Origin of the sequence: Brevundimonas sp. UBA7534, assembly GCF_002479325.1 — a bacterium.
Classification (GTDB): domain Bacteria; phylum Pseudomonadota; class Alphaproteobacteria; order Caulobacterales; family Caulobacteraceae; genus Brevundimonas.
In genome coordinates, this window is record NZ_DLMO01000011.1 from 1 (window position 1) to 11,667 (window position 11,667).

Annotated in this window: 12 protein-coding genes; 2 read left to right on the forward strand and 10 right to left on the reverse strand. The window is 67.5% G+C overall.

Annotated features, from left to right (window positions below):
• A partial coding sequence (gene dnaE, locus B2U11_RS00725) for a DNA polymerase III subunit alpha (protein WP_292069084.1) occupies nucleotides 1–1,680 on the reverse strand: 1,680 nt, incomplete at its 3' end.
• A 519-nt stretch (nucleotides 1,681–2,199) separates the two neighbouring features.
• Here dnaE and msrA point away from each other — a divergent pair.
• Nucleotides 2,200–2,829: a peptide-methionine (S)-S-oxide reductase MsrA gene (gene msrA, locus B2U11_RS00730; RefSeq protein WP_292069067.1), complete on the forward strand. Its 630-nt coding sequence runs from the start codon at nucleotides 2,200–2,202 to the stop codon at nucleotides 2,827–2,829.
• A 109-nt stretch (nucleotides 2,830–2,938) separates the two neighbouring features.
• On the opposite strand, the gene B2U11_RS00735 is transcribed toward msrA, so the two are convergent.
• The 6 genes from B2U11_RS00735 to B2U11_RS00760 all read right to left on the reverse strand — a co-directional run bounded on the left by B2U11_RS00735 (nucleotide 2,939) and on the right by B2U11_RS00760 (nucleotide 7,630).
• Complete coding sequence (locus B2U11_RS00735) at nucleotides 2,939–3,643, reverse strand: ABC transporter ATP-binding protein (protein WP_292069068.1); 705 nt, start codon at nucleotides 3,641–3,643, stop codon at nucleotides 2,939–2,941.
• Nucleotides 3,636–4,922, reverse strand: coding sequence for a lipoprotein-releasing ABC transporter permease subunit (locus B2U11_RS00740; protein ID WP_414632921.1), 1,287 nt, complete (start codon nucleotides 4,920–4,922; stop codon nucleotides 3,636–3,638). The genes B2U11_RS00735 and B2U11_RS00740 overlap by 8 nt, the downstream gene beginning before the upstream one ends.
• A complete protein-coding gene (proS, locus tag B2U11_RS00745; protein ID WP_292069069.1) occupies nucleotides 4,919–6,235 on the reverse strand; it encodes a proline--tRNA ligase in 1,317 nt (438 codons plus the stop codon). The genes B2U11_RS00740 and proS overlap by 4 nt, the downstream gene beginning before the upstream one ends.
• Before the next feature lie 77 nt (nucleotides 6,236–6,312).
• Nucleotides 6,313–6,579 carry a DUF1467 family protein gene (locus B2U11_RS00750; RefSeq protein WP_292069071.1) on the reverse strand — a complete coding sequence of 89 codons (267 nt, stop codon included), beginning with the start codon at nucleotides 6,577–6,579 and terminating at the stop codon, nucleotides 6,313–6,315.
• Nucleotides 6,580–6,590: 11 nt separating this feature from the next.
• Entirely contained in the window at nucleotides 6,591–6,929 is a 339-nt protein-coding gene (locus B2U11_RS00755; RefSeq protein ID WP_292069072.1) for a DUF3088 family protein, read from the reverse strand.
• Between the two features lie 26 nt (nucleotides 6,930–6,955).
• Complete coding sequence (locus tag B2U11_RS00760; protein WP_292069073.1) at nucleotides 6,956–7,630, reverse strand: class I SAM-dependent methyltransferase; 675 nt, start codon at nucleotides 7,628–7,630, stop codon at nucleotides 6,956–6,958.
• 116 nt (nucleotides 7,631–7,746) lie between these two features.
• On the opposite strand from B2U11_RS00760, the gene B2U11_RS00765 reads away from it, so the two are divergent.
• Entirely contained in the window at nucleotides 7,747–8,409 is a 663-nt protein-coding gene (locus tag B2U11_RS00765; RefSeq protein ID WP_292069074.1) for a YoaK family protein, read from the forward strand.
• On the opposite strand, the gene B2U11_RS00770 is transcribed toward B2U11_RS00765, so the two are convergent.
• The 3 genes from B2U11_RS00770 to B2U11_RS00780 form a co-directional block, all read right to left on the reverse strand.
• Nucleotides 8,406–9,314: a hypothetical protein gene (locus B2U11_RS00770; RefSeq protein ID WP_292069075.1), complete on the reverse strand. Its 909-nt coding sequence runs from the start codon at nucleotides 9,312–9,314 to the stop codon at nucleotides 8,406–8,408. The two genes, B2U11_RS00765 and B2U11_RS00770, sit on opposite strands and share 4 nt — an antisense overlap.
• Nucleotides 9,315–9,367: 53 nt before the next feature.
• Nucleotides 9,368–11,041 carry a ribonuclease J gene (locus tag B2U11_RS00775; protein ID WP_292069076.1) on the reverse strand — a complete coding sequence of 558 codons (1,674 nt, stop codon included), beginning with the start codon at nucleotides 11,039–11,041 and terminating at the stop codon, nucleotides 9,368–9,370.
• A partial coding sequence (locus B2U11_RS00780) for a type III pantothenate kinase (protein WP_292069077.1) occupies nucleotides 11,038–11,667 on the reverse strand: 630 nt, incomplete at its 5' end. The genes B2U11_RS00780 and B2U11_RS00775, both read right to left, overlap by 4 nt.

Sequence of the window (11,667 nt, forward strand, 5' to 3'; positions counted from 1 at the left end):
GCCCAGGAAGTCGAACTTCACCAGGCCGGCCGGCTCGACCCACTTCATGTTGAACTGGCTGGCCGGGATGGTGGAGCGCGGGTCCTGATACAGAGGCACCAGTTCCGTCAGCGGCCGGTCGCCGATGACGATGCCGGCGGCGTGGGTCGAGGCGTTGCGGTACAGCCCCTCAAGCTCCAGCGCCGTCTCCAGCAGGGTCTTCACCGCCGGTTCGGAATCGCGCGCCTCCTTCAGCCGCGGCTCCAGCTCGATCGCCTGGGCCAGGGTGACGGGATTGGCGGGATTGTTCGGCACCATCTTGCAGAGACGGTCGACCTGGCCGAGCGGCATCTGCAGCACCCGCCCGACGTCGCGCAGCACGGCCCGCGCCTGCAGGGTGCCGAAGGTGATGATCTGGGCGACCCGGTCCTTGCCGTAGTGGGCCTGGACATAGTCGATCACCTCCTCGCGCCGCTCCTGGCAGAAGTCGATGTCGAAGTCGGGCATGGAGACCCGCTCGGGGTTCAGGAACCGCTCGAACAGCAGGCCGAAGCGCAGCGGATCCAGATCGGTGATGGTCAGCGACCAGGCCACCAGCGACCCGGCGCCGGAGCCCCGCCCCGGTCCCACCGGAATGCCGTGGGCCTTGGCCCATTTGATGAAGTCCGAGACGATCAGGAAGTACCCGGGGAACCCCATCTGCTGGATGATCCCGACCTCCCACTCCAGCCGGGTCCAGTAGTCCTCTTCCGGCACGGCGGGGGTGACCTGGGTCAGGCGGACCTTGAGGCCCTCGCGCGCCTGGTGGGCCAGTTCGTCGGGCTCGGAACGCCCGGCGCCGGTGTCGAAGCGCGGCAGGATCGGCGCGTGGGTCTTGACCAGGAAGGCGCAGCGGCGGGCGATGTCCAGGGTGTTGTCGCAGGCCTCGGGCAGGTCGGCGAACAGGTCGCGCATCGCCTCGGGCGGCTTGAACCAGTGCTGGCCGGTGATGCGCCGCCGGTCGTCCTGGCCGGTGAAGGCGCCGTCGGCGATGCACAGCAGGGCGTCGTGCGACTTCGCCTGGGCCGCCTTGGCGTAATAGACGTCGTTGGTGGCGACCAGGGGAACGTCGTAGGCGTAGGCCCACTGCACCAGCCCCGGCTCGGCGCGCTTCTCGTCGTCCAGCCCGTGGCGTTGCAGCTCGACATAGAAGCGGTCGCCGAAGGCGGCGTGCATGGCCTGGAGCGCCTGTGCCGCCTCGGCCGGCTTGTTCTGCGCGAACAGGGGATCGACAGGGCCGTCGGGTCCGCCCGACAGCAGGATCAGCCCCTCGGCGCGGGCGGCCACCTGATCCCAGGCCACGCCCGGCTCGGCCATGTCGCCGGCGTCCAGATAGGCGGAAGAAGACAGGGCGCACAGGTTCAGCCAGCCGGTCTCGTTCTGGGCCAGAAGCACCACGGTCGGCGTCTTGGCCCAGCGGGCGTTGATCTGTCCGCCAATGCCGACGACGGGAAGGGCGCAGGCGACGATGGGCTGGACCCCGGCGTCGCGGGTGGCCTGGCTGAACTCCAGCGCGCCGAACAGATTGGCGCGGTCGGCCACGGCGACGGCGGGCATTCCCGCGTCGGCGGCCATGCGGCCGATCTTGCCCGCCTTGATCGCGCCTTCCAGAAGCGAATAGGCCGAGCGGACCCGCAGATGCACGAACCCCTGACTGTTCACCGCCTCGCCCACGGGACCTCCTTCACGGCGCCGATCCGCGCCGCCTTCACCATCGTGCCCCGAGTCTCACATCCGGCCGCACCGGAACATCACCGGACACCCCCTGCCCCATCCGATCGACGATCCGCCTGTGGATAGGCCGGATGGATCCCGAACCGAAAAAAAACAAGGTGCGAATCGTCTGAATAGTGCGAAATCGAGCGCCAACCCGCTGAATTCATTCAACTGCGATTTCGCACTGTCCGAGTGGTCGGGTGTGAAATCAGGCGGCTGTGACGGTCATCGCCAGCGTCCAAGCCATCCACACAAAGCCGCCGCACGACGCAAGCGACAGCATATCCCTCATCAGACGCGGCATGACCCTGCTCCCGGATTTCAAGAATGTTCCGGTAATGTTCTATGTTCCATATTCGTTCCCGTCAAGGCGGCGTGGCGGGAGGCCTGACGTGACTTCGTTTCGCCCGCTGAAACCATCCGTCTGCGCCCGTCGTATCTCGAAACAGGAACAGGAGAGACGACATGGCCCCCTTCGCCCGCCCGGCCGCAGCTGCGGTGTTCGCACTTCTGCTGGCCGGAACCGGCGCCGCGACATCCAGCGCCGACGCCCAGCCCAATTCACGCCAGCGCCTGCAGACGGCGATCTTCGCGGGCGGCTGCTTCTGGTCGGAGGAAAAGGCCTTTGACGGACTGCCGGGCGTGCGCTCGGCGGTATCGGGCTTCGTCGGCGGCCACACCGCCAATCCGACCTATGAGCAGGTGGTGCGCGGCGGAACTGGCCATATGGAGGCGGTGCGGGTGACGTTCGACCCCAGCGTCGTCAGCTATCGCGCCCTAGCGGACCGCTATTGGCGCACCATCGACCCGACCGATCCACGAGGGCAGTTCTGCGACCAGGGGCCGTCCTATCGCACGGCGATCTTCGCCACGGCCGACCAGAGGACGGACGCCGTCGCCTCGCGCGACGCGGCCATGCGGACCCTGCGAAAGACCTTCACCACGCCGGTCGTCGGGGCCCAGCGGTTCTGGCCGGCGGGCGCCGAGCATCAGGACTACGCCCGTCGACACCACGCCCGTTACGAGGCCTATCGCATCGGTTGCCGTCGCTCCGAACGCCTGCGCGCCATCTGGGGCGACGCCGCCGTGGGGTGACCTAGAGCATGATGGTTTTAGACGGAACCGCTCTGCGGTTCCGTCTGAAGCGTGAATCATGCTCTCGCTTTGATCTAGAGCCTGATTCACCGCATCGACGGATCAGGCTCTAGTAGGCGTGGCTCTCGGCCGCGCGCTGCTCCAGGTGCCCGTCCTTGATGGCGAAGACGCGGTCCATGTGGCCGGCCAGCTCCATGTTGTGGGTGGCGATCAGGGCGGCGACGCCCGTGGTCTTGGCCAGGTCGCGCAAGGACTCGAACACCGACTGGCTGGTCGCCGGATCCAGGTTCCCGGTCGGCTCGTCAGCCAGCAGCAGGCGGGGACGATTGGCCAGGGCGCGGGCGATGGCGACGCGCTGGCGTTCGCCGCCTGACAACTGGGCCGGCTGGTGCGTCAGGCGGTCGCCCAGGCCCAGCGCCGCCAGGGTCTCTCCCGCCTTGGCCCGCGCTTCGGCCAGGGAGACGCCGGCGATGCGCATCGGCAGGACCACATTGTCGCGCGCGTCGAACTCGGGCAGCAGGTGGTGGAACTGATAGACGAAGCCGATGCGCGACAGGCGCAGGCGCGTGCGGGCGCGCTCGTCCAGTCCGCCGACCGCCTCTCCGTCGATGGCGACCGTGCCGGAGGTGGGCTTCTCCAGCAGGCCGGCGGCGTGCAGCAGCGACGACTTGCCCGAGCCCGACGGCCCGATCAGGCCGACGATCTCGCCGGGATAGACGTCCAGATCGACGCCCTTCAGCACCGTCAATCCGCCTTGGGCGGTGGGATAGGTCCGGGTCAGGTCGCGGACCGACAGGATGGGGGCCTCACTCATAGCGCAGGGCCTCCACGGGATCGATGCGGGACGCGTTCCACGACGGCGGCAGGCTGGCCACGCAACTCATCAGCAGCGACCAGACCGCGACCCAGGTGACGTCGACCGGGTCCACCAGCGCTGGAATGGCGTCCAGCATATAGACGTCCGAGTTGAACAGCTGGACCCCCAGCAGCCCTTCCAGGAAGTGCTGGATGGCGCCGATGTTCAGGCAGAAGGCCAGGCCCAGGGCCAGGCCCGCCAGGGTGCCGGCCACGCCGATCAGGGCGCCGGACATGAAGAAGATGCGCAGGATGGCCGACGGACTGGCGCCCACGGTGCGCAGGATGGCGATGTCGCGGGTCTTGTTCTTCACCAGCATGACGATGCCGGAGATGATGTTCATGGCGGCGATGGCCACGACCAGGCCCAGGATGATGCTCATGGCCACGCGCTCGACCTTCAGGGCGCCGGCGAAGGCGGCCATGCGCTCGCGCCAGTCGGTGACGACCGCCCCGGGGCCGGCGGCCTGACGCACGGCGGCGGCCATGTCGCCCACCCGGTCGGGGTCCTGGACCTTCAGCTCGATCACGTCCCAGACGCCGTCCTTGCCGAAGAACAGCTGGGCCTGCTCCAGCGGCATGAAGATGAAGACTTGGTCGAAGTCCGACGTGCCGGAACTGAAGACCCCGCCGACGTAGTAGGTCTTTTCCAGCCCGCCCAGATTGCCGAATGCGCTGTCGGCGCCGGTGGGGGAATACAGGGTGATCGGATCGCCGACGCGCAGGCCCGTCTGGGCCGCCATCGTCTTGCCGATCAGGATGCGGTCGCCGCCATAGGCGCCCTTGCCGAAGCCTTGCCGCGCCTCTGGCGTCAAGCTGTCCCAGACATAGGAGGTGTAGGGCAGGTCCTGTGGACGCACGCCGCGCACCATGGCGCCCGTGGTGAAGTTACCGACGCGGATCAGGCTTTGGGACTCGTTCAGCGGCGCGGCGCTGGTCACGCCGGGCACTGCGGCGATGCGTTTCAGTATGGCGTCCCGGTCCGGCGCGTTCAGCACCGGCCCCTGAACGTACATATGGCCGTTGAACGACAGGGTGCGGCCCAGCAGTTCGCTGCGGAAGCCCGCCATGATGCTCATGACGCTGATCAGCACGGCCACGGCCAGCATGATGCCGACGAAGCTGATGACCGCGATGGTGGCGACGCCCCCCTCCTTGCGCTTGGCGCGCAGATAGCGGACGGCCAGGCCGATCTCCCACGACGAGAAGGGGCCGGCGGGGCGTGACGGCAGGTTCAAGCGGTCAACCTTTCGATCGCCTCGGCCAGCGGCACGGACACCTTCTCGCCGGTGGCGCGACGCTTCAGTTCGACAACGCCCTCGGCCAGTCCCTTGGGGCCGATGGTCAGCTGCCAGGGCACGCCGATCAGGTCGGCGGTGGCGAACTTGCCGCCCGGCCGTTCGTCGGTGTCGTCGTAGAGGACATCCTTGCCCAGGGCCTTCAGCTGCGCCACCGCATTGTCGCAGGCGGCCGAGACCGCCTCGTCGCTGACGCGCAGATTGATGACCACGACATCGAACGGCGCCACGGCGTCGGGCCAGATGATGCCGCCGGCGTCATGGCTGGCCTCGATGATGGCGCCCATCAGACGCGACACGCCGACGCCGTAACTGCCCATGTGGACATTGACGTCCTGACCGTCCGGCCCGGCGACACGGGCCTTCATCGGGGCGGAGTATTTCTCGCCGAAGTAGAAGATGTGGCCGACCTCGATGCCGCGCGCCGACAGGCGGTCGGCCTCGGGCGTCTGGCTTTCGAAGGTGGCGACGTCGTGCATCTCCTCGGTGGCGGCGTACATGGCCGTGCGGGCGTCCACCAAGGCCTGCAGGTCGTCCCAGTCTAGGTCGGCGCCGGGGGCCGGCATCTCGACCAGCTTGCGGTCGCAGAAGACCGCGCTCTCGCCTGTCTCGGCCAGGACGATGAACTCGTGGCTCAGGTCGCCGCCGATCGGGCCGGTGTCGGCGCGCATCGGCACGGCCTTCAGCCCCATGCGGGCGAAGGTGTTCAAATAGGCCACGAACATCCGGTTGTAGGCCTTGCGCGCCGAGGCCTCGTCGATGTCGAAGGAATAGGCGTCCTTCATCAGGAACTCGCGCCCCCGCATCACGCCGAAGCGGGGGCGGCGCTCGTCGCGGAACTTCCACTGGATGTGAAACAGGTTCAGCGGCAACGACTTGTAGGACTTCACATAGGCCCGGAAGATGTCGGTCACCATCTCCTCGTTGGTCGGGCCGTACAGCAGCTCGCGCTCGTGCCGGTCGGTGATGCGCAGCATCTCCGGTCCGTAGGCGTCGTAACGGCCGCTCTCGCGCCACAGGTCGGCCAGCTGCAGCGTCGGCATCAGCAGCTCGACCGCGCCCGCCCGGACCTGCTCCTCACGCACGATCTGCTCGATCTTCTTGAGCACCCGCAGGCCCAGCGGCAGCCAGGCGTAGATGCCGGCCGCCTCCTGTTTGATCATGCCCGCGCGCAGCATCAGCTGGTGCGAGACGATCTGGGCGTCGGAAGGCGCTTCCTTCAGGGTCGGCAGGAAATAGCGCGACAGGCGCATGGTCGGGAATCCTAGGCGTAGAGACAGACGAAGCCTTTAGCCGCACCGGCGGCCCAAAGGCTAGGCCGGCGCGACAATCAAAGCGCCGGGGCGCGCGAGAAGTCGGGCAGCGGCAGCCAGCCGGTGAACAGCAGCACCATCACAAGGGCCCAGACGATGGCCGAGACCCAGGTGGTGGTGATGAACTTGCGCTTCAGGTTCGGCGTCCGGGGCGCGCCCCATTGGGTTCCGTCGGTCGGCGGCTCATGAACCTCCCTGGACGTGCCCAGCGGCAGGACGGCGAACAGCACGGTCCACCAAACCACCAGATAGACGCCGATCATGGTCACGGGCCCGATGGGCATGGGCGATCCTTTCAGGGATGCGGGCGGCCGACGCCGTAGCGGGCCGCCAGATAGGGGGCGATGGCGTGATCCTGGAGGAAGCTTTTGCCGGTCGTTGCGCTGACCTGGGCGTCGGGCCACTCCAGTTCGCCGTCCAGCACCAAGATCGGACAGCCCTGGTGCGCCTCGCCCACCTGGTCGATCACCGGCGGACGCGGCCGGGCATGATCCAGATAGACGACGTCAAGCCGCTCGCGCAGCGCTGGATAGAAGGCCAGGACGCCCTCGATATAGGCCCCGGCCGGGCAGAACCAGGGACCGCCTTGGTCGTCATGCCAGTCGGGATTCAGCAGGAAGAGTCGTTCGGCCATGCCCGTCCGCGCCTTCGCGACAAACTCTATTTGATCGCGTGGAAGTAGCAGCGCGGATTGACGGGGTCGTCAAACTTGTTGTGCGGGTGTTCCGACACCATGACATTGCGGAAGCCGCACCACTTCAACATGGCGATAACCGCCGCCGGATTGGGAGACCAGAAGTTCGTGGGGTCTGGATTGTGCGGCATGGAGTGAAGGAACTGCATCGCGGGATCCTTCACGTCGAGCAGGGCGACGGCCGTTTCTATGATCAGGCATTCGCGCGTGACGTCGGCCGCCCGCTTAAGGATCATCAGCGGGTCGGTGACATGGTAGATCACGCCGGAAAGCAAGACGATGTCGAACACCCCGACCGTCTCGGGCGAGATGTCGGGAACGTCGATCTCCTTGTCCTCGACCTTGGAGCCGAGCGCAGCGCGGGCGTGATTGAAACCTGCTTGGGTGCCCCATCCCGGCCCGCCCCAGCAGAACCAGTCGGTCGCTAGGACGCGAGAGGCGCCGCGTTTCTCGGCTTCGAACGAGAAGAACCCGTCCCAGGCCCCGATGTCGAGCACGGTCTTGCCCTTCACGGGATAGCTGAACACGACATCCGCCTCGGCGCGCAACAGATCGTTGCTCTTAAAGCCAGGCGTGACCACGCCTTCGCCAAGATCGATTCCGTGAAACCACTGTATGTGTTCGGGGATGACGTTGGCCATGGCGATTCCTCCTCGGTTGTCTCAACGGCGTAGCCCAGCGGATTCGACTTGGGCAAGCGAAGACAGGGACTTTCGTGTTTCGCCCTGCTCATGGTGATGCCGACTTGGCGCGAAGTGTGTCGCCGGCCTACGATCGCGTCGTGCTCAGCTATCCCAAGCGTATCCAGGCCTTCGCCGTCGCCGCCGCCGCCCTGGCGGGGTTCGTGGATGCGGTCGCCTTCATTCAGAGCGGCGGCTTCTTCGTTTCGTTCATGAGCGGCAATTCGACACGGATGGGGGTCGGCTTCGCCCAGAATCTAGGCGCGGCGTGGACGGCCCTGGCGCTGATCGCGGCCTTCGTCGTCGGGGTGGCGGCGGGCTCTGCGCTCAACCGCTGGCGCGCGCATGGCCGGCTGGCGGTGATCGTGACGGTGAGCGCCCTGCTGTTCGCCGCCGCCTGCGTCAGCGGGGCGGGCCTGGCCTTCCCCGCCGCCCTGCTGTCGGCCCTGTCGATGGGCGCACTGAACATGGTCCTGGAGGAGAACGGCGAAACCCGTGTCGCCCTGACCTATATGACCGGGGCCCTGGTCAAGATCGGCCAGAAGGCCAGCCAGGCCCTGTTCGGAGGGCCGCGCTGGGCGTGGCTTCCCTATCTGCTGCTGTGGCTCGGGCTGGCCGGCGGCGCGGTGATCGGCGCCCTCACCTTCCATACGCTCGGCGCGGCGGCGCTGCTGATCGCCTCCGCCGTGGCTATGGTCCTGGGCTTGATGCTGCGGCGGGCGACGCCGAGCGACCGCTAGCCGCAGGGAGCCCCGAAACCTGGCGCGCGCAGGGCCAACAAAATGGACGATCGCTCCGCCTGGTTGATCGCGCCCGCCCCTTCCAGCACGCAGCCGACGACGGTGTTGGAGTTCGGCGCCAGCAGGCCGTAGGTCAGCGCCTCTTCGGCCAGTCGCGCCTGCGCGCCCTTCAGCGCCTCGATGGCGCCGGCGACGCGGACCGGGTCGTTCGTGATCCGGGTCATCTCGTGCAGAGCTTCGCCCGAACTCGGAAAGTCGTAAGCGTCGGGCGTGAAAGGCGCGACCTCGGCGGACAGCCGATCCGGGTGTGTGTCGACGCCGAACTTGGCGTTCTGGCTGGCCGAGAAGGCGACGGCCGGGCCTTGCGCCGGGACAACCAGGATGTAGGCGTGGCGTGGGAACAACAGGTATTGCGCCAGGAACTTCGTCACCGGCGCCAGCGGCAAGCCGTCCGGCCCCAGGGCATGGGCGCCGACATAGACGCCGGTCGGCACGCTGCGCGCGTCGATGCGCCCGTTCAGTTGCAGGATCCGATCCACCATGACGTGGTCGAGCAGGAAGACGCCGTCCTCGGCCTCATCCTCCAGAAAGGCGTGAATGGCGGCCGTGTCCGGCGTCGGGCCTAGGTCGCGACCGTAAACCGTCGGAAAGGCGGCCGGCGACATGGGTTGACCGGGCAGCGGGCTGAACCACAGGACGCGCAGTTCCTGAACCGTGCGCGCCAGCGGGTCCTCGCCGCGGAACGTCGACAGGCTGAGCGTCAGGTTGACCACGGCGAACAGGGCGACGAAGCCCGCCAGCCCCTGCCCCGCGATCACCGCCCATCGCCGCCAGCCGCGCAGCGGATGACGGGCGTGTCGCACCCGCTGCAACAGGCGGGTCGCGCGCTTCGGCTTGTTTGACATTGGCGGTCCCAACCGTTCGAGCGCAGGAATGCGCCCGAACGGTCAAGGTTGTATCACAGGCGCAGGACGACCGTTTCCACGATGGGGCGGCGATCCCAAATCTGCTGGCTGGCCTTCTTCAGCGTCCGGGCGACGGCCTGTTCGATGACCATTTCATCCTCAAGCGCCTCGCCCTTCAGGCTGGAGACGACGTTCTCCACGCGCTCGGCCAGGTCGTCCAGCACGTCGCCCAGGGGTTTGCGCAGGTCGCCGGGCAGGCCCACGCTGCGGATGTCGATGTCGCTGACGATACGCCCGCGCTTGTCCAGGCAGAAGGCGACGACCAACACGCCGTTGGTCGAGGCGTGGCGGCGTTCCTTCAGCGCCTCGCCCTGTTCGGTCACCAGCATCCCGCCGTCGACGTAAAGACGCCCGTTCGGCACCTCGTCGACGATGGCGGCCGGTCCGGGCGCCAGGCGCACCATGTCGCCGTTGCGCGGGGTCACCGTCTCCTTGACCCCGACTTCCTTGGCCAGGTTGGCGTGTTCCAGCAGGAAGCGGCGCACGCCGTGGGTCGGCACCGCGATCTGCGGTCGCGCCCATTCGTACATCTGCTTCAGCTCTTCGCGGCACGGGTGGCCCGAGACGTGGATGCCGGGGTGGTCCTTTTCGGTGTAGAGGCGCACGCCCCGGTCCGCGAGCCGGTCCTGCAGCCGGCCGATGGCCAGTTCGTTGCCCGGGATCTGGCGCGACGAGAAGATGCAGTGGTCGCCCAGGCCCAGCTTGACCGTCGGATGGGTGCCGTCGGCGACGCGCGACAAAGCCGCCCTCGCCTCGCCTTGGCTGCCGGTGCACAGATACAGGATTTCGTCGGCGGGCCAGACGCGGGCTTCCTCGTCCGACAGGAAGGGCTTGATGTCCTGCAACATGCCGACGTGCTTGGCCGCGGCCGTGATCCGGTGCATCGACCGGCCGGCAAGGGCCACGCGCCGACCGCAGGCCTCGGCGGCGCGAATGACGCTGTCCATGCGCGCGACGTTGGAGGCGAAGCACCCCACGGCCACCCGCCCCTTCAGTGTCGAAATCAGCTTGCCCAGGGCCACGGCCACGTCGCCCTCGGACCCGGCCACGCCCGGCACAAAGACGTTGGTGGAATCGCACACCATCGCCAGCACGCCCTTGTCGCCCAGGGCGCGGATGGCGGGCGCGTCGGTCATGGAGCCGATCACCGGCTGGTCGTCGATCTTCCAATCACCGGTGTGGAACACCAGCCCCAGCGGCGTGTGGATGGCCAGGCCGTTCGGCTCGGCGATCGAGTGGGTCATGGTGACGAAGGTGACCCCGAAGGGCCCCAGCTGGACCGAACCGCCCAGCGGAACCTCGATGATCTCCACCTGGTCCAGCAGGTTGCGCTCGCGCAGCTTGTCGCGGATCAGATAGGCGGTGAAGGGCGTCGCATAGACCGGCGCCTTCAGACGCGGCCACAGCCAACCCAGGGCCCCGATGTGGTCCTCGTGCGCGTGGGTCAGGACGATGCCGCGGATGTTCTCGCCTTCCAGGAAGGCCGGATCGGGCACGATCACGTCCACGCCGGGCGTCGACAGGTCGCCAAAGGTCACGCCGACATCGACCACCAGCCACTGGCGGTTTTCCTCCGGCCCGTAGCCGTAGGCGTTCAGGTTCATTCCAACTTCGTCCGAGCCGCCCAGCGGCAGGAAGACGAGTTCTTCGTTTGCTTGTTTTTTCATTCAGCCGTCAGATGGGTATTGCGGCGCCAGATTTCGAGAAGGCCGCGGATGGTGAGGTCCGGATCGAACCGGTCGATGCTGTCGGTCGCGCCCTCGAACAGGCTGGCCACGCCGCCTGTTCCGATCACGGTCATGGGGCGTCCCCACTCCGTCCTGATGCGCGCGACCAGTCCCTCGATGAGGGAGATATAGCCCCAGAAGACGCCGGACTGCATGGCCTCGACCGTGCCTCGGCCGATCACGTGCTCGGGCTTCTGGATGGCGATACGGGGCAGTTTGGCGGCCGCCTCGTGCAGCGCCTGGAGCGAAAGGTTGATGCCCGGCGCGATCAGTCCGCCCTCGAAGGCGCCGTCGGCCGCCACGATGTCGAAGGTGGTCGCCGTGCCGCTGTCGATGACGATCAGGTCGCCGGGATAGAGCAGATGCGCGCCGATGGCGTTGACCAGACGGTCGGCGCCGGCCTCGCTGGGCTTGGCGATGCGAACCTCTATGCCCAGGTCGACGTTCTCGCCGATCACCAGCGGCTCGATCCGCAGATAGCGCCGCGCCAGGTTGCGCAGGTTGAAGATCGACTGCGGCACGACGCTTGAGATGATGCAGCCGCTCAGCGCGTCGAACTGCAGCCG

Bases quoted from the DNA above. Each gene is read 5' to 3' on its own strand.
- B2U11_RS00775 (WP_292069076.1), bottom strand. From the start codon at position 11,041: ATGAAAAAACAAGCAAACGAAGAACTCGTCTTCCTGCCGCTGGGCGGC.
- B2U11_RS00735 (WP_292069068.1), bottom strand. From the start codon at position 3,643: ATGAGTGAGGCCCCCATCCTGTCGGTCCGCGACCTGACCCGGACCTAT.
- B2U11_RS00750 (WP_292069071.1), bottom strand. From the start codon at position 6,579: ATGCCCATCGGGCCCGTGACCATGATCGGCGTCTATCTGGTGGTTTGG.
- B2U11_RS00755 (WP_292069072.1), bottom strand. From the start codon at position 6,929: ATGGCCGAACGACTCTTCCTGCTGAATCCCGACTGGCATGACGACCAA.
- B2U11_RS00770 (WP_292069075.1), bottom strand. From the start codon at position 9,314: ATGTCAAACAAGCCGAAGCGCGCGACCCGCCTGTTGCAGCGGGTGCGA.
- msrA (WP_292069067.1), top strand. From the start codon at position 2,200: ATGGCCCCCTTCGCCCGCCCGGCCGCAGCTGCGGTGTTCGCACTTCTG.
- proS (WP_292069069.1), bottom strand. From the start codon at position 6,235: ATGCGCCTGTCGCGCTATTTCCTGCCGACCCTGAAGGAAGCGCCTTCC.
- B2U11_RS00760 (WP_292069073.1), bottom strand. From the start codon at position 7,630: ATGGCCAACGTCATCCCCGAACACATACAGTGGTTTCACGGAATCGAT.